We start from the raw sequence: 16421 nt of genomic DNA on the forward strand, positions 1-16421 counted from the left end.
CCGTTCATTTGCCATTTTCGTATCCGCCGTTACGTTCGCCGCCATTCCATCCCCGGTATAGAGTATTCCGTTCCATGCAGATCAGATTGACCGCCGCGCTCGCCGCCGCCGCCCTCGGGCTTGGTGCCTGTTCCAGCGAGCCCGCCGCCGACAATCAAGCACAGGCCCCCGCGGCGGGGGCCGAACGCATGGTCGCCAATGTCCTGCTGACCCCCGATGCCCGCGACGTCCACAGCTATGCGGTGCCGGCGGAAGCGCGGGTGACCCATGTCTCGCTCGATCTGGAGGCGGATTTCGCGGCGAAGGTCATGCGCGGGTCGGCCACGCTCGACGTGCTGGCAGCAGAGGGCGCGCAGCAAGCGATCCTCGACACCCGCGACCTGAACATCGCGTCGGTCACCAACGCCGCCGGCCAACCGCTGCAATGGCAGATAGGCGAAGCGCGCGACCAGCTTCACGGCGCGCCGCTGATCGTGCAACTGAACGGGGCGAAGCAGATCAAGGTCAACTACGCCAGCGCGCCGGGTGCCGCCGCGCTGCAATGGCTGAGCCCCGAACAGACGTCGGACAAGCGCCAGCCCTTCCTGTTCAGCCAGGGGCAGGCGATCCTCAACCGCACGTGGATTCCGACGCAGGACAGCCCCGGCATCCGCCAGACCTGGGACGCGCGAATCGTCGTACCTGACGGCATCACCGCGACGATGAGCGGAGAGGGCAATGTCGTGAACGGCGGTGCCGCGCGCGGCGAACCGGCAGGCGAGGGTAAGCGCGCCTTCGCCTTCCGCATGGACAAGCCCGTCGCGCCCTATCTGATCGCGATCGCCGCGGGCGACATCGCTTTCAAGCCGACCGGGCCGCGATCGGGGGTGTGGGCAGAGCCCTCGCAACTCGATCGCGTCGCCAACGAATTCAGCGAAACCGAAGCGATGATCAAGGCGGCGGAGGGACTGTACGGACCCTATGAATGGGGCCGCTACGACGTTCTTGTCCTGCCGCCCAGCTTTCCGTTCGGCGGCATGGAAAACCCGTTGCTGACCTTTGCGACGCCGACCGTGGTTGCGGGCGACAAGAGCCTGACTAGCCTGGTCGCGCACGAACTGGCGCATAGCTGGTCGGGCAATCTCGTCACCAACGCGACGTGGAACGACTTCTGGTTGAACGAAGGCTTCACCAGCTATTTCGAGAACCGGATCATGGAGGCGATCTATGGTCGCGAACGCGCGGCGATGGAGGCCGATCTCGCCTGGACGTCGATGCAGGAATCGATCGCCGATGTCGGCGGGCTGGAGTCCGCGGATACCCAGCTCCAGCTCAATCTGGGCGCCGAACGCGACCCCGACGAAGGAATGACGCAGGTCGCCTATGACAAGGGCGCGACCTTCCTGCGCACCATCGAGCGTGCGGTCGGTCGCGAGCGGTTCGACGCCTATCTGAAAGGCTATTTCGCCCGCCATGCGTTTCAGCCGATGACCAGTGCCGGGTTCCTGGCCGATATCCGCCAGAACCTGTTCGCCGATGATCCCCAGACCGCGCAGGCGATCGGCCTCGACGCCTGGGTTTATCAGCCGGGGCTGCCCGCCAATGCGGTGCATGTCCAGTCGCCTGCGTTCCCGGCAGTCGATGCCGCGGCAAAGACGTTTGCGGCGGGTGGTCAGGCAGCGGCGATCCCCAACTGGGGAACGACATGGGAAATGGTCCGATTCCTCGACCAATTGCCGCGCGAGATGACTGCTGATCAATTGGCCGCGCTCGACCAGCGTTTCTCGCTCAACGCGGCCGGCAACAGCGAAATCCGCTTCGCCTGGCTCAAACTCGCGCTGGCGAACCAGTACGCGCCCGCGACGCGCTCTGCCGAACAGTTCCTGACCAGCATGGGACGGCGCAAATTCGTCCAACCGCTGTTCCAGATCCTGATGGAACAGGGCAGTTGGGGCCAGACGCTGGCAACGCGGATCTACCGCACGGCGCGACCCGGATATCACTCGGTGACGACCGGCACCGTCGACCCGATCGTCGGATATCAGGCGGGTTCCGTCTAACCACCGCTGCGATCAAACGACTCGTCGGAAAAGGGGGCGGACCAGCCGGTCGGCCCCTTTTTTTGTTAACCCAACCCTGCCAGCACCCTCCTCAAGCAAAGAGTTTGAGGACCAGGGGGTCGCATGACAATTCAACGGTTTGCAGCGCGTTTCGCGCTGGTGGTGGCGTGTTGCCTGGCGTTTGCCGCTCCCGCCCAAGCCCGTTTCTGGCAGTGCGTTCCCTATGCCCGCGAAATCTCCGGCGTTCAGATTTTCGGCAATGCCCACACCTGGTGGGGTCAGGCCGCTGGCAAATACGAACGCGGATCGACCCCGAAACAGGGCGCCGTCCTCTCGCTCAAGTCCAGCCGCCGGATGCCGCTCGGCCATGTCGCGATGGTCTCCGAAGTCGTCAGCGACCGCGAAGTCCTGCTCACCCACGCCAACTGGTCGCGTCGCGGCGGCATCGAACGCGATGTCCGCGCGATCGACGTGTCGGAAGCCGGTGACTGGAGCCAGGTTCGCCTTTGGTGGGGTCCGCTAGGTGATCTCGGCACTTCGGCCAACGCCGCCAACGGCTTCATCTATGCTGGCGAAGCGCCCGCCGCGGTCGGTAGCGACAACAACGCATTCGGTCCGGTCATCATCGCGGGCATGAACATCCCGCAAAGCTCGGTCCGGCTGCTGACGAACTGATCGTTCCACAAACCACTCGTCACCCCGGCCAACGTGCCGGGGTCCACCGTGCGGCAAGCGATTTTCTGAAGTTTGTTGAGGTTAGCCCAAGCGGCTTAGTGGACCCCGGAACAAGTCCGGGGTGACCAGTGGCGAGGGCGGCTCACGAATCTATGCCCGCCCCGGCCTAAACACCATCGCCACCCCGTTCATGCAGTAACGCTTACCCGTAGGCTTCGGACCGTCGTCGAACACATGGCCCAGATGCCCCCCGCACCGCCGACAATGCACCTCGGTTCGCGGCAGGCCGATCTTGTAATCGGTCTTGGTCCCCACCGCATTGCTCATCGGCGCATAGAAGCTCGGCCAGCCGGTCTTGCTGTCATACTTGGTCCGCGATGAGAATAGCGGCAGGCCGCATCCCGCGCACGCGAACACGCCCGCACGCTTCTCGGCGTCCAGCGGGCTAGAATAGGGGCGCTCGGTCCCTTCCTTGCGAAGCACATTGAACGCGGCGGGCGACAATTTCTTGCGCCACTCCGCTTCGGTCATCCGTACTTCGAACCGCTGTGCCGCCTCGCTCTCGCTCGAACAGCCGATCGTCAGCGCGAATATTCCGCCTGCGGACAGGGTCATGAATTGGCGGCGGTCGGGGGTCATGTCGATCTCCATTGTCTTGCCCTTCTTATACGGTTTGGGTCACCCGATGGATGCATCGTTGCGACCGGAACCTTTGGGGTTCGTGACGATTGGAGCGTTCGATACAAAGGATATTTTCCGATGGCGTTCCAACAACTTGATCCACCTTTGCCCGTTCACGTGATCGACAAGGGCCCCGGCTACGCTTTCGCCGTAATCGATTACGGCCAGGAACATAATCTTATCTGGGTCACCGCGCTCGACGCGAACGGCGAAATCTGGTGTGCCCCAAATCCGCGGGTGCGGATGCAGGGCAACTGGACGATGGGGCGCGCGCGGCCCGCGGTCGACGCTGATGGAAAAAATTGTGCTGGCCCGGCGATCATGGCCGAGCCAGTGGTCAGTAACGGCTAAGTTCCACCGGCATCTTCTTGTATCCATGGACGAAACACGCCGCGACGCGCTCGACTTCACCGGTCGGGTTTACCCGCAAACGGCGCTTGGCCATTTCCTCGAGCAGAATCCCGATCTGAAGTTCGGCTAGCCGCGCGCCGACGCAGCGGTGGATGCCGTGCCCGAACGCCAGATGCCGCCGCGCATTGGGGCGATCGACGCGGATGCTGTCCGCATCCTCGAACACGCTCTCGTCGCGATTGGCCGAGACGTACCAGAGCGCCAGCTTGTCGCCCGCCTTGATGCTATGCCCCTGCAACTCGGTATCCTGGAGCGCGGTGCGTCGCATGTGCGATAGCGGCGTCTGCCAACGGATGATTTCCTGCGTCGCATTCTGGATCAGCGACGGATCGGCCTCCAGCTTGGCGCGCTCGTCGGGGAACTGCGCCAGCCCCCAGGCATAGGCCGACATCGAATTGCGCGTCGTGTCGTTGCCGCCGACGATCAGCAGGATCAAATTGCCCAGGAATTCCTGCTGATCCATGTGGCTCATCGCTTCCGAATGGATCATCATCGAAATCAGGTCGGGGGTCGGTTCCTTGTGGACCTTTTGATTCCACAAAGTCTGGAAATAGGTCGCGCATTCGAACAGGTGCATCAGCCGCTCCTGCTTCTTCACCGGATCGCGCGCGATTTCGATATCGCCCGCCCAGTCGGACCAGAAGGTCAGCTTGCGCCGGTCCGCCCAAGGAAAATCGAACAGGATCGCCAGCATCTGGGTGGTCAATTCGACCGACACGGTGTCCACCCAGTCAAAGGTTTCGCCGACCGGCAGCGCGTCGAGAATCTCGGTCGTGCGGGTGCGGATATGTTCGGTCATCCGCACCATTTCGCTGGGGGTGAAAGCGGGGGCGACGGTGCGCCGCTGGCCGGTATGTTTGGGCCGGTCCATCGCGATGAACATCGGCATCCGCACATCGACGCCTTCCTGAAAATCCGCCAGCGTGATGCCGCCGCTTTCCGACGAATAGAGATCGGGGAGCGATTCGACCTCAACCAGTGGCTTATAGGTCGCGATCGACCAGTATGGCCCGAACGCGGAATGTTCGGTGCGGTGAATGCCGCCCTTGGCGCGGATTTCCGCGAACGGCGCCTGCCAAGTGTCGTCGCGATATAATTCCGCGCGGCTCACATCGAGCGGGTCGACCGCGGGTGCCACTGCCGTATCGGTTGCGAGCGTCGCCATTGGTGTCTCTCCCTAATTGGGGAGAGAATGCCCTAGCTGACAGAGGTGTCAATAAGTAATCCTCCCCGCACGCGGGGAGGTGGCAGCACGAAGTGCTGACGGAGGGGGAAGGCGACGAAGCGCAACATTTGCCGCCCGCCCCCTCCACCGCTTCGCGGTCCCCCTCGAATTATCTGCCTACCAATGACGCCCAGCGGAACTTCGGCCCTGCCGATTGCAGCACGCCCCTGCGGAACAGCCGCGCGCCGATCGACACGGTGATCGCAACCCACAGCAATTGCCACGCCAGCGCCGCGAAATGCGGCCACAGCGCGGGATCGTTCGCCGCCTTCGCTCCCATCGCAAAGGGTGACGAGAACGGAAATACCTCGGCAAAGGTCGCGAACCAGCTATCCGGGCTCCCCGCCGCTGCCGCCGACAGGCCGAACATCGCCACCTGGAACACGGTAATCGGCAGCGACAGCATCTGGATCTCGCGCGGCGTCGAAGCCTGCGCCCCGATCCCCAGGAACACTGCGCCGAGCAGCATGTAGGCCATGGTGAAATAGGCCAGGAACAACAACGCGAACGGGAATAGCCCCACCGCCGGGCCGATTTCGGCAAAGGCACCTGCGAAGTCGGCGGGCATGACGGCGGTGAAATTGAGCGCGATCGCCCCCCAGAAGGCGAGGAACAGCAGTGCGACCCCGAACATCCCGATCAGCTTGCCCAGGAACACGCTTTCCAGCGGCACCGCGGCAGCGAGGATTTCGATGACCTTGTTCGATCGTTCCTCCGCCATCGTCCCCACCGCCTGTCCAGCCAGCAGCAACGTCAGGAAAAACAGCCCGAATACGGTGAAGAACGCCGCCTGGCCGCGCCCGCCGATCGACGACCCCTGACGCTCGAACGGCTCCTTCGTCGCCTCGCTCATCGGCCCCGGCGATCCCGCCGCGCGGTCGCGCAGCACGTCGCTCGCCAGCGTCGCCATATAGCCGGCGGTGCGGTCGCCGCGTGGACCATAAAGGATCGTGGGTGATTCGAGCGGCCCGTACATCACCGCCGACACGTCGATCTCGTCACCCTCGATCAAACTGCGGGCCTGCGCTTCGCCTTCGCCCGCGGGTGTATCGACTCGCAAGGGGGGCGGGGCGTCTAGTTCGCGAAACACCGTGCGGACGCGTTTGTCCGCCTCGATCAGGGCGCCTCGATCGGCATCGCTGGCGATTGCGACGATCCGCACCTGCTTGTCGCTCGAATCGGCCATGCTGGCGGCACCCATCCCGCCGATTGCGCCAAAGCCCAGCATGATGAGCGGCGCGAGCAGGAAGATCAGGAAGGTCGGGGTGAAGACGGTCGCCACGAAATCGCGACGCGCGACCGTCATCGTCTGGCGGACGGTGCGGCGGAAATTGCTCATGCCGCGTCCTCCCTCAAAGCCGCTTCGCCGACAATGCGGACAAACGCGTCGTGCAGGCCGGGTCGTTCGATCGACAGGCCCGAAATACCGTACCCAGCGTTGATGAGCTTCAACAACAGATCCTCGATCCCGCCTTCGGGCATGGTGAAGCGCCAGCCATCACCTTCGCGCCGCGCATCGGCGGGCAGCGTCGCGGCGATGCCGTCATTGGGAAAATGCGGCACATAATGCGCAGTATAGGGCAGGGTGGCGCGCGCATCGGCGACCGTTCCTTCGAAACGCCTTTTGCCCTTGGCGATGATCGCGAGGCGATCACACAGCCGCTCAGCATGGGCCATGACGTGCGTCGAAAACAGCACCGTCGCGCCGCGATCGCGCTCCGCCAGGATCAGCCCTTCCAGCCGCTCCTGATTGACCGGGTCCAGCCCGGAAAAGGGCTCGTCCAGCACCAGGAATTTGGGCTGATGCACCACCGAACCCAGCAACTGAACCAGCTGCGCCATCCCCTTGGACAATTTGCGGATTTTCTCGTCCGCCGCATGGCCCAGGCCAGCCGCCTCCAGCAATTCCACTGCGCGTGCGCGCCCTGTCTTCCAGTCGAGCCCGCGTAGCGCGCCCATGAAGGCGATCGCTTCCTTGGCCTTCATGCTGGGGTACAGCCCGCGTTCTTCGGGTAGATAGCCGACCAGATCGCTGGCATCGCGCGGGGATTTGCGGCCCAGCAATTCCCGCGTTCCCTCATCGGGCTCGATAATGCCCAGCAACATGCGCAATGTCGTGGTCTTGCCCGCGCCGTTGGGGCCGAGCACGCCATAGATCGAGCCCGTCGGCACCGCGATGTCCACGCCGTCGACCACGCGCTTTCCGCCGTACAGCTTGACCAGCCCGGAGGCCGTCAGCGCATATTCCTGTGTCAAACGACCCCCGATGCAAAACGCGTTGATGCGTGGTAGCGGGTGGTGGTGCACGAACACAAGACACTCGAACAGCAAATCCGCGAAAAAGCCGCCGAACTCGGGTTCGCCGCAGTCGGCTTCGCGCGCGCCGACGCCGCACCTCGCGCGGGCGAGCGATTGCGCGAGTGGCTGAACGAGGGCCGCCACGGCGACATGATCTGGATGGAGGAACGCGCGCACCACCGCGTTTCGCCCACGGGGCTATGGCCCGAGGTTCGATCGGTGATCGCGCTCGGCATGAGCTATGCCCCCGGCCACGATCCGTTGGCGCTGGAGGGGCAGGGGGACCGCGGTCGCATCTCGGTCTATGCGCAAGGCAGCGACTATCACGATGTCGTGAAAAAGGCGCTGAAGGCCCTTGGCCGCTGGTTGGCACAAGAGGCGGGCTGCGACCTCAAGGTGTTCGTCGACACCGCCCCCGTCATGGAAAAACCGCTGGCGGAGGCCGCTGGGCTGGGCTGGCAGGGCAAGCACACCAATTTGGTGAGCCGGACGCAAGGGAGCTGGCTGTTCCTGGGCGCGATCTACACCACGCTCGACCTGGTGCCCGACACGCCGGGCCGCGATCGTTGCGGTTCATGCGACGCCTGCCAGCGGGCGTGCCCGACCGACGCTTTCCCTGCGCCCTACACGCTCGATGCGCGGCGCTGCATCTCCTACCTGACGATCGAGCATAAAGGCCCGATCCCGCACGAATTTCGCGAGGGGCTGGGCAACCGCATCTATGGCTGCGACGATTGCCTGGCGGTCTGCCCGTGGAACAAGTTTGCGGCCACCGCCGCCGCCCACAAGGCCTTCGCCCCCCGCGCCGAACTCACCGCACCCGCACTCGCCGACCTGCTCGCGCTCGACGATGCGGGGTTTCGGCAAGTGTTCGCAGGCTCCCCGATCAAACGCATCGGCCGCGACCGAATGATCCGAAACTGCCTGATCGCGGCGGGGAATAGCGGAGAGGCCGAGTTGGCCGACCCGGTACGCGCACTGCTCGACGACCCCGACCCGGTGGTCCGCGACGCGGCGGAATGGGCAATGGCGCGGCTGGAAACGTCGACCAGCATCGCACCAGCCTGACGATTTCGGGCAACCGCACCACACCCACCACTGTCACCCCGGCTGCAATGGGGGGTCCACCAAGCCGCTCGCGCTGTCTTCGGTTGTGACCTAAGCATTGCCACCGCGCAGAGCTTACGACGGCTAACGACCCCATAGCCGCCGTTGCGAAGGCACGGTCCGATGGTTAAGCCAGAAGGCGATGACCGAAGATGCGGCTAATGACTTCGCGGCTTATGGTGCGCAGCTTTTTAAAGGCGAGTTGAAGTCATGCCTCGACACCTTGGAGGCGGCATTGTCCACGCTCCGGCAAAGCGAGGCTGGCTTGCGGCTGCACGGCATCGAAGCGCTCCGACCATTGCTAGTGCATGATGGCTGTGTCGGTGCCGTTGCCGCTTCGGTCCTCGGTGCGTTCGCCAAACCTGTCAGGGCGATCCTGTTCAACAAGTCGGAGGAAACGAACTGGTCCCTCGCTTGGCATCAAGACCGGACAATCTGCGTAAAGGACAGGCGCGAGATCCCTGGTTTTGGTCCCTGGACCATCAAGAGCGGCTTGAACCATGTTGCTCCACCATTCGACTTGTTGACGCGGATGGTCACCTTGCGTGCGCACCTTGATGACGTTCCAGCCACCAATGCACCGCTCCTTATCGCGCCCGGCTCCCATTTGTATGGGCGGGTCGCGGTCAACGATACCGACAAGATCATCGCGCTTTGTGGCACTGCGGTGTGTGTTGCCGAGGCTGGAGACATCTGGCTCTATGCGACGCCGATCCTTCATGCATCAGAGAAAGCAGCTATCCCGGCGAGCAGGCGAGTGCTCCAGGTCGATTATGCGGCAGAAGAACTTCCGGGCGGTCTGGAATGGCTCGGCGTGTAGTGGCAGAAATCCACCCAGTTTGAGGCGTGGGACAGACCGTGCCGCATCCCCATTTTCTGTCTTTCGATGATTGACCGATTGGCGACATTAAGGTTCGCGCGAGGTAATAGTACGATATGCGGATCATGTGGATTGCAGCAGCTTTAATCTCGCTCGTTGGAACCGTAATTGTCTGGGGATTTGTTGCTGGCTGGGCGGGCAGGATTGTCGCCTATCCTGACCTTGAGCTGCTTAGATCGGGCGAGTGGCTGAGTTGGATAGTTGGCGCTCTGCTCATGTACGGCCCGCTCTTCTTCACAGGCTGGATGCTAATGAAGGCGTTTCGGGATGACGACAGCTAACCACCCAATTTCAGGCGTGAGCGGTTTCTGACCGCAATCCCGCTAGCTGCCGGACGATGATCGACACCGTTGCGGACCCTCGCTGGTGATGCCAAACCGCGTCGATGCCTGAAGGACGCTTCTCAACTTGGTTTAGAAACGAGTTCAGTTGGACCTTTTGGTCCATTATCGCTGTCGTCGGCGCCGTGTGGCTAGCGACACTGTTAGATTTCGTGTTTGGACTGGGGTGGGGCTGGGACATTCGAGGCCTCGTAGCAGCGCCGTTGATACTGCTGATCGCAGTGATCATTCGCTTCTGGCATGTAGCGATCAACAAACTCATGAAGTGCCTGTCCAACGGCAAATAACCACCCAAGACCAGACATCCGGCTGGAAATGTAGGATTTGCTTTGCTCTACCCTGAGCGATGACACGCCCAATTCCACACGCGAACCCTCAAAACACGGCCCCGCGCAAAAGGTACGATCGTGTAAACCTTGTAAACTTGTTCAGGTTCGCTGAGCCCCAAACGCGCCTATCTCCCACCCTCTCGCCGGGTCAGTGCTGCCACGCAACTGGCGCGGTCGATGGGGCGGCCATCGGGCTGGCGGGCATCGACATGGGTGACCACCGCCGACCCGCGCGGGTTGTTCGCGGGCGGATAGAGATAGGCGTCGAGCACGCAGATGCCGCTGCCGAATTGCAGCTTGCGCCCCGTTCCCTCGATCAAATCGGCGTCGGGCTTGCCGAGCAGGCGCGTGACCGCGGCGGCATCCTCGCCCAGCACGCGTTCCAATCCGGCGGTGCCATAGGATACGGGGGCAGGGATCGCGACGCCGGGCGTCGAGATCGGTGCCGCGACGCATGCCGTGAGCGCCAGCGCGCCCAGTCCCACTGCCAGCCACTGCCTCATGCGCGTGTCGCCTTTCGTCCGTGATAGAGATGCGTCGCCATCGCGGCGCCCAGCACGGGGGCCACGAAATTGACGCCGGGGATGACCAGCAATCCGGTGCCGCCCAGCCCGAGCAGCATCCGCCGCCCGCGCCCCGCGGTGCGCGCCGCCTTCATCGCGCTCGCATCCATGTGACGCGCGGCTACCATGTCCGACAGGTCGCGCCCGAGCAGCCAGCCATTGGCGATGAAGAACAGTGCCGCCGTCCCCACACCGGTCACCAGCAGGATCAGGTACAGCGGCAACAGCAGCAGATTGACCAGGATCGCGCGACTTGCTGAGCCCAGCCCCATCGAAATCGACCGGCTGAGCGGAACTGGCCGCGCGGTGGCGATCGCATGAGGATAATGTTTGGCCTCGACCGCCTCGACCACCTCGTCGGCGAAAATCCCGATCACCGCGACCGCGACCGCGCGAAACAGCAGCCAGACGCCGACAAACGCGATCAGCAGCGCGGCGGCACCCGCCAGATCGGCGCTCCCGCCACTCAGCCCGAACCAGCTTCCGGCCAGTGCCCGCACCCCGAACACCAGCCCCGCCGCCAGCACCGCGAACACCGCCAGCGTCAGCAGCAGCGACTTGGCCAGCACGGTCAGCACCGCCCGGTCGCCCAGTTGCTGAATCGAAAGGAGGAACGCGCGCACCATCGCGGATGGTGGTGCCCGGTTGTGGGGCAGGGGGTCAACAGGGGATGCGACGAAGTTCTGCTGACGGTCTTTCCTTTCCACCGTCACCCCGGCCGTAGTGCCGGGGTCCACCGGGCGGCCAACCCGACGCACTTGGATCCGGACGATGGCCATGCGGCACCGTGGACCCCGGCACTGCGGCCGGGGTGACGGCGATTCTGCGGTTGGGCGCGGTGTGCCCCAAGGCCCCCACAACTTGCATCGTCCACCGCACCCCTCTACCCGCGCCAGCAATTCACGCTTTCCGGAGACCCTAGTTGACCGCACCCACCCATCATGTCGTCGCGATCGGCAATGCCATCGTCGACATCCTTGCCAAGACCGACGACGCCTTCATCGCCGAACAGGGCATGACCAAGGGCTCGATGCAGCTCATCTTCTCGCCCGAAGAGGCCGACGCGCTCTACGCCAAGATGGGGCCGGGCCGCGAAGTCTCCGGTGGATCGGCAGCCAACACCGTTGCGGGCATCGCCGCACTGGGCGGCAAATGCGGGTTCATCGGCCAGGTCGCCGACGACCAGTTGGGCCAGGTCTTCGCGCACGATATCCGTGCGGGCGGCATCACCTTCACGACTGAAGTCCGTGAGGGCGACCCCACCACCGCGCGCTGCCTGATCTTCGTGACTCCCGACGGACAGCGGACGATGAACACCTTTCTGGGCGCGTCGCAGTTTCTGCCCGCCGCCGCACTCGACCTCGACCTGATCCGCGACGCGGCGATCCTCTATCTCGAAGGCTATCTCTGGGATCCGGAAGAACCGCGCGCGGCGATGCGCCAGGCGATCGACGTGGCACGCGGTGCCGGGCGCAAGGTTGCCTTCACGCTCAGCGACATCTTCTGCATCTCACGTCACGGCGACGATTTCCGTGCGCTGATGGCGGACGGCCTGATCGACATCCTGTTCGCCAATGAAAACGAGCTGTTGGCGCTGTGCCAGACCGACGATTTCGAAGCAGCGGTTGCCGATGCGTCGGCCAAGGTGCCGGTGCTGGTGGTAACCCGGTCCGAACATGGCGCGATCGCGGTGTGCGGCGGTGAGCGCGTGGCGTGCCCGGCGGAACCGATCGACGCAGTGGTCGATACCACCGGCGCGGGCGATCTGTTCGCGGCAGGCTTTCTCCACGGCCAGGCGGTCGGGCGCAGCGTCGCCGATTCGCTGCGTATGGGCGCGATCTGCGCAGCCGAAGTCATCTCGCATTACGGCGCGCGGCCAGAGGCCGATCTCAAGGCGCTGGTCGCCGCAAAGCTCGGCTGATCTGGCCTCAACCAGACAAACGAAAAGGGGCCGGGAGATCGCTCTCCCGGCCCCTTTTTTCGTCCGGCCCTAAAACCCCAGCGCTTAATGCGCGCCGGGAACTTCGGGTTCTGCCTCATCCAGCTCATGAACCTCTACCCGGCCCTGGCCCAGATGGCTGTGGCGATAGCCGTAGAGGAAATAGATCACGAAGCCGATTGCCGCCCAGACGGGCAGAACGATCATCGCTTCGAATGGCAGGTTGAAGAACAAGAACAGGCACCCGACCACGGTTGCCGGACCGACAAGCCACAACAAAGGCGTGCGGAACGGACGTGGACGATTGGGGTCGCGCTTGCGCAGCAGCATGACCGCGATCGCGACCATCATGAACGCGTAGAGCGTGCCCGCATTGGCGATGTCCGCCAATTGCCCGACCGGCAGGAACGCCGCGGCCAGTGCCACGACCGAACCGGTGATGGCGGTCACGACATAGGGGGTCTTCCACTTGGGGTGGATCTTCGACAGGCCTTCCGGCAGCAGACCGTCACGCGACATCACGAAGAAGATGCGCGTCTGGCCGAACAGCAGGATCAGGATAACCGAAGGCAGCGCGACGAATGCCGCGATGCCCAGCATGTCGCCCACGCCCGAGAAGCCGATCTGACGCAGGACGTGCGCCAGTGCTTCGTTCGAACACACCAGCATGTCGGCATATTGCGGCATCGCGCACTGACGCGCGAGTTCTTCGGAACCCGCCGGGAACGGGATGCCGTTCGGCCCCATGATCGGCTGGCCACCGATGGTGCCGACGGCGCCTGCGGCCACCAGCATGTAGAAGACGGTGCAGAACAGCAGCGATCCGATCAGGCCGATCGGCACGTTGCGCTGCGGGTTTTTGGTTTCCTCGGCTGCGGTCGAGACCGCGTCGAAGCCGACATAGGCGAAGAAGATCGTCGCCGCCGCACCCAGCACGCCGACCCCCGAGCCAAAGCCGCCGAACACGCCGGCGGGCAGCAGCGGGTTGAAATTCTCCATCTCGGCGGCAGGCAGCGTCAGAAAGATGAACGCGGTCAGTGCCGTCACCTTGATCGCGACCAGCACCGCATTGACCTTAGCCGATTCGCTGGTGCCGATCATCAGCAGCCAGGTCACGAGCAGGGCGATGACCACGGCTGGCAGATTGATCAAACCGCCGGGAATGCCACCGAACGCCAGCGGACCGCCAGCAAGCCATGTGGGCAGCTGTATGCCCATCAATTCGTTCAATATCGTGCCTGAGAAGTAGCCGGACCACCCGACCGACACCGCGGAAGCCGCGACTGCATATTCGAGGACAAGCGCCCAGCCGACCGACCAGGCGAGAATTTCGCCCATGACCGAATAGGTATAGGTGTAAGCGGACCCCGCAACCGGGATCATCGCCGCGATTTCGGCATAGCAGAGGGCCGCGACGATGCAGATGCCACCAGCGATGGCGAACGACAGCATCAGACCCGGCCCGGCCTTTTGCGCGCCGGCCGACGTCAGCACGAAAATGCCGGTGCCGATGACGCAGCCGATGCCGAACAAGGTAAGCTGGAACCAGCCCAGCGTGCGTTCGAGTGATTTCTTCTTCGCGGTCGCCAAAATGGCGTCCAAAGGCTTTACGCGCCCAAATATCATGACAAAACTTCCCCCGAATGGCGGCGCTACCGGCCGCCTTGGTCCGAAGCGCGCGAGCCTAGTGGGAAAAGTTGTGGGCGCAAGCCTTCATCGCGCGAGCATCGGTCCCAATTTTCGTCCGCCGAAAATATGGACGTGGAGATGCGGCACTTCCTGATGCGCATCCATGCCGGTGTTGGCGAGCAGGCGGTAACCCGGTTCGACCAGCCCCGCTTCGCGCGCGACATGCCCCACCGCGCGGATAAAGCCAGATATTTCGGCATCTGAGGCGTTGGCGGTGAAATCGTCCCACGACACATATCGCCCGCGCGGAATCACCAGGATGTGGGTCGGTGCCTGGGCGTTGATGTCGTGGAAGGCGACGGCGTAATCGTCTTCATAGACGCGCTTCGACGGGATTTCGTCGCGGAGGATCTTCGCAAAGATGTTGTCGTCGTCATAGGGTTGGGTGGCGTCGATCGGCATCTTTCCCTCGCGCAAATCCGTCGCCCCAGCGAAGGCTGGGGCATCAATCGATGGAGCCTAGCGCGTGCGGCACGATATGCCAGCCTGTGCTGGCATGACGATCATTGATTGGAGCGCCCAGCCTTTTCATCGATCCCCGACACGCCCTCGCGCCGCGTCAGTTCTGCGCGGACATCTTCCAGCGACAGGCCGCGATCGGCGAGCAAGACGAGTAGATGAAAGATGAGGTCGGCCGCCTCGGACGTCAGCTTGTCGGGCGCCGTCAGCGCCGCGATTACCGTCTCGGTCGCCTCTTCACCCACCTTTTGCGCGATATGCGCAGTACCCTTCGACGCCAGACGCGCGACATAGGAGGAGGCCGGATCGCCGTTCAGGCGGTCGCGGATCGTGGCTTCCAGAATATCGAGCGGATCGGTTGGCGCGGTCATGACGGTGGCGTGGCGCGGACGTCGGCTTGCGTCAATCCTCGGATTTGCGCTTTCGCCGACGCATCGCCGCGCGTGCGAACCAGACGCCGCCTGCCGCGACGACGAACATTGCGAGGTCCGACAGTTCGAACCCGCTGCGTTCGATCACATGCGGCGCGCTGGCATGGACGGGCGCGACGACAAGGGCGATGGCGGCCAGGACGGGCGGACGAAACATCCAGCCGTTCTGGCACGCCTATGGTCGCCAAAAGGTTAAGGCGTCAGTCGTCGCGGCGACGCGTGCGCATCCTGCGTGCGATGTAGAGCCCGCCGATACCGGCTGCGAACAGCCCGATCATGCCGGGTTCGGGCACCGGGGTCGGCGCCCCCTGACCCGGCGATCCGCCACTACCGGGATGGCTGGGCGGCTTGTCGAGCGCGTGGGCGGTGGCGGGCAGGGCAGCGACTGCCAAAGCGAGGGCAAGTTTGGTGATCGGACGCATCGAGCGTTCCCCTTCGTTCGTTGTTGGTCCGGCGAAGGCGATGCAGGGGGCGTGCCGGGATGGCGTTCGCCGCGACTGGTGGGGAACGGCATGGTTAACGGCGATGTCCAGGCATTGGTAACTGTCAAATTTACCGACAGCGCGTGCGGACGGGAATTCCCGCCTTTGCCAGTGCCGCATGGGCATCGGCCACGGTCGCCTCGCCGAAGTGGAAGATCGAGGCCGCGAGGACGGCGCTGGCATGGCCGTCGCGAATGCCCTCAACCAGATGCGTCAGATTGCCGACGCCGCCGCTGGCGATCACCGGCACACCCACTTGGTCGGCGATGGTGCGGACGAGCGCCAGGTCATAGCCGTCGCGCGTGCCGTCGCGGTCCATCGAGGTGACCAGCAATTCGCCTGCGCCAAGTTTGGTCAGGTTGAGTGCGTGTTCGATGGCGTCGATCCCGGTCGCGCGCCTGCCGCCATGGGTAAAGATCTCCCATTTGCCGGGCGCGACGCTGCGCGCATCGATCGAGCCGACGATGCACTGGCTACCCATCCGCTGTGCGATGTCGGCGACGACTTGCGGGTTGGTGACCGCCGCCGAATTGACCGCGACCTTGTCCGCGCCCGCGAGCAGTAGCGCGCGCGCGTCATCCACGGTGCGGACGCCGCCGCCCACGGTCAGCGGCATGAAGCAGACCTGCGCGGTGCGACGCACCAGATCGATCAGCGTCCCGCGCCCTTCGTGGCTGGCGGAGATGTCGAGGAAGCAGAGTTCGTCCGCAACAGCCGCGTCATAGGCTCGGGCGATTTCCACCGGATCGCCTGCGTCGCGCAGATTGACGAAATTTACGCCCTTCACCACGCGGCCATCGGCGACATCGAGACAGGGGATGACGCGCGCGCGGACGGTCATGGGCGGGCCTTCCGTATCCGTTCGTTTCGAG

General features: G+C 64.0%; 19 protein-coding genes. 7 read left to right on the forward strand and 12 right to left on the reverse strand.

Features of this window, described 5'->3' with window-relative positions:
• Positions 1 to 74 precede the first annotated feature (74 nt).
• On the forward strand, positions 75 to 2039 hold the full coding sequence (locus ENHY17A_RS09895; protein WP_159712327.1) for a M1 family metallopeptidase: 1965 nt from the start codon (positions 75 to 77) through the stop codon (positions 2037 to 2039).
• Between the two features lie 123 nt (positions 2040 to 2162).
• On the forward strand, positions 2163 to 2714 hold the full coding sequence (locus ENHY17A_RS09900; RefSeq protein WP_159712329.1) for a CHAP domain-containing protein: 552 nt from the start codon (positions 2163 to 2165) through the stop codon (positions 2712 to 2714).
• Between the two features lie 150 nt (positions 2715 to 2864).
• On the opposite strand, the gene msrB is transcribed toward ENHY17A_RS09900, so the two are convergent.
• Entirely contained in the window at positions 2865 to 3353 is a 489-nt protein-coding gene (msrB, locus tag ENHY17A_RS09905) for a peptide-methionine (R)-S-oxide reductase MsrB (RefSeq protein ID WP_201296379.1), read from the reverse strand.
• Between the two features lie 120 nt (positions 3354 to 3473).
• Here msrB and ENHY17A_RS09910 point away from each other — a divergent pair, with 120 nt between their 5' ends.
• Positions 3474 to 3746 (forward strand): hypothetical protein, encoded by a 273-nt coding sequence (locus tag ENHY17A_RS09910; protein WP_159712334.1) that lies wholly within the window; start codon positions 3474 to 3476, stop codon positions 3744 to 3746.
• On the opposite strand, the gene ENHY17A_RS09915 is transcribed toward ENHY17A_RS09910, so the two are convergent.
• The 3 genes from ENHY17A_RS09915 to ENHY17A_RS09925 form a co-directional block, all read right to left on the reverse strand.
• The gene (locus ENHY17A_RS09915; RefSeq protein ID WP_159712336.1) at positions 3733 to 4971 is read right to left on the reverse strand and encodes a cytochrome P450; all 1239 of its coding nucleotides are present in this window, start codon (positions 4969 to 4971) and stop codon (positions 3733 to 3735) included. The two genes, ENHY17A_RS09910 and ENHY17A_RS09915, sit on opposite strands and share 14 nt — an antisense overlap.
• 169 nt (positions 4972 to 5140) lie before the next feature.
• Entirely contained in the window at positions 5141 to 6370 is a 1230-nt protein-coding gene (locus ENHY17A_RS09920; RefSeq protein WP_159712338.1) for an ABC transporter permease, read from the reverse strand.
• On the reverse strand, positions 6367 to 7287 hold the full coding sequence (locus ENHY17A_RS09925) for an ABC transporter ATP-binding protein (RefSeq protein ID WP_159712340.1): 921 nt from the start codon (positions 7285 to 7287) through the stop codon (positions 6367 to 6369). Before ENHY17A_RS09925 ends, ENHY17A_RS09920 begins: the two co-directional genes overlap by 4 nt.
• 45 nt (positions 7288 to 7332) lie before the next feature.
• Between ENHY17A_RS09925 and queG the strand changes: the two genes are divergently transcribed.
• The 3 genes from queG to ENHY17A_RS14740 all read left to right on the forward strand — a co-directional run bounded on the left by queG (position 7333) and on the right by ENHY17A_RS14740 (position 9944).
• Complete coding sequence (gene queG / locus ENHY17A_RS09930) at positions 7333 to 8397, forward strand: tRNA epoxyqueuosine(34) reductase QueG (protein ID WP_443018296.1); 1065 nt, start codon at positions 7333 to 7335, stop codon at positions 8395 to 8397.
• Between the two features lie 181 nt (positions 8398 to 8578).
• The gene (locus ENHY17A_RS09935; RefSeq protein ID WP_159712344.1) at positions 8579 to 9256 is read left to right on the forward strand and encodes a phytanoyl-CoA dioxygenase family protein; all 678 of its coding nucleotides are present in this window, start codon (positions 8579 to 8581) and stop codon (positions 9254 to 9256) included.
• A gap of 445 nt (positions 9257 to 9701) precedes the next feature.
• The gene (locus tag ENHY17A_RS14740; RefSeq protein WP_236547857.1) at positions 9702 to 9944 is read left to right on the forward strand and encodes a hypothetical protein; all 243 of its coding nucleotides are present in this window, start codon (positions 9702 to 9704) and stop codon (positions 9942 to 9944) included.
• Between the two features lie 167 nt (positions 9945 to 10111).
• Here ENHY17A_RS14740 and ENHY17A_RS09940 read toward each other — a convergent pair whose 3' ends face one another.
• Together ENHY17A_RS09940 and ENHY17A_RS09945 are read right to left on the reverse strand one after the other, a co-directional pair.
• A complete protein-coding gene (locus ENHY17A_RS09940; RefSeq protein WP_159712346.1) occupies positions 10112 to 10489 on the reverse strand; it encodes a hypothetical protein in 378 nt (125 codons plus the stop codon).
• Complete coding sequence (locus tag ENHY17A_RS09945; RefSeq protein ID WP_328799137.1) at positions 10486 to 11328, reverse strand: EI24 domain-containing protein; 843 nt, start codon at positions 11326 to 11328, stop codon at positions 10486 to 10488. The genes ENHY17A_RS09940 and ENHY17A_RS09945 overlap by 4 nt, the downstream gene beginning before the upstream one ends.
• Positions 11329 to 11471: 143 nt before the next feature.
• On the opposite strand from ENHY17A_RS09945, the gene ENHY17A_RS09950 reads away from it, so the two are divergent.
• Positions 11472 to 12470, forward strand: a complete 999-nt coding sequence (locus ENHY17A_RS09950; RefSeq protein WP_159712348.1) for an adenosine kinase — start codon at positions 11472 to 11474, stop codon at positions 12468 to 12470.
• 84 nt (positions 12471 to 12554) lie between these two features.
• Here ENHY17A_RS09950 and ENHY17A_RS09955 read toward each other — a convergent pair whose 3' ends face one another.
• The 6 genes from ENHY17A_RS09955 to hisF all read right to left on the reverse strand — a co-directional run bounded on the left by ENHY17A_RS09955 (position 12555) and on the right by hisF (position 16390).
• The gene (locus tag ENHY17A_RS09955; protein ID WP_159712350.1) at positions 12555 to 14114 is read right to left on the reverse strand and encodes an amino acid permease; all 1560 of its coding nucleotides are present in this window, start codon (positions 14112 to 14114) and stop codon (positions 12555 to 12557) included.
• Between the two features lie 87 nt (positions 14115 to 14201).
• Positions 14202 to 14579, reverse strand: a complete 378-nt coding sequence (locus ENHY17A_RS09960; RefSeq protein ID WP_159712352.1) for a histidine triad nucleotide-binding protein — start codon at positions 14577 to 14579, stop codon at positions 14202 to 14204.
• Between the two features lie 101 nt (positions 14580 to 14680).
• A complete protein-coding gene (locus ENHY17A_RS09965; protein ID WP_159712354.1) occupies positions 14681 to 15007 on the reverse strand; it encodes a phosphoribosyl-ATP diphosphatase in 327 nt (108 codons plus the stop codon).
• A 31-nt stretch (positions 15008 to 15038) separates the two neighbouring features.
• Entirely contained in the window at positions 15039 to 15224 is a 186-nt protein-coding gene (locus tag ENHY17A_RS09970; protein ID WP_159712356.1) for a hypothetical protein, read from the reverse strand.
• A 43-nt stretch (positions 15225 to 15267) separates the two neighbouring features.
• The gene (locus ENHY17A_RS14745) at positions 15268 to 15489 is read right to left on the reverse strand and encodes a PEP-CTERM sorting domain-containing protein (RefSeq protein WP_236547858.1); all 222 of its coding nucleotides are present in this window, start codon (positions 15487 to 15489) and stop codon (positions 15268 to 15270) included.
• Between the two features lie 130 nt (positions 15490 to 15619).
• Positions 15620 to 16390, reverse strand: a complete 771-nt coding sequence (hisF, locus tag ENHY17A_RS09980) for an imidazole glycerol phosphate synthase subunit HisF (RefSeq protein ID WP_159712360.1) — start codon at positions 16388 to 16390, stop codon at positions 15620 to 15622.
• Between the last annotated feature and the right edge of the window lie 31 nt (positions 16391 to 16421).

It is taken from the genome of Sphingomonas sp. AX6 (assembly GCF_902506605.1).
Taxonomy (GTDB): Bacteria; Pseudomonadota; Alphaproteobacteria; order Sphingomonadales; family Sphingomonadaceae; genus Sphingomonas.